Source organism: Paenibacillus sp. J45TS6 (assembly GCF_018403285.1).
Classification (GTDB): domain Bacteria; phylum Bacillota; class Bacilli; order Paenibacillales; family Paenibacillaceae; genus Paenibacillus.
In genome coordinates this window covers 1-213 of sequence record NZ_BOSJ01000127.1, presented here as the reverse complement: position 1 = coordinate 213, position 213 = coordinate 1, and the positions used below count along the sequence as shown (strand labels likewise).

The following is a 213-nucleotide window of genomic DNA, read 5'->3' as shown; positions in this document are numbered from 1 at the left end:
CTCTCAGGTCGGCTACGCATCGTCGCCTTGGTAGGCCTTTACCCCACCAACTAGCTAATGCGCCGCAGGCCCATCCATAAGTGACAGATTGCTCCGTCTTTCTTTCTTCTCTCATGCGAGAAAAGAACCTATCCGGTATTAGCTACCGTTTCCGGTAGTTATCCCAGTCTTATGGGCAGGTTGCCTACGTGTTACTCACCCGTCCGCCGCTAA

1 rRNA gene is annotated in these 213 nt (G+C 53.1%); it reads right to left on the bottom strand.

Features of this window, described 5'->3' with window-relative positions:
- Nucleotides 1-213 (bottom strand): 16S ribosomal RNA (locus KJS58_RS25330); the annotation flags it as partial.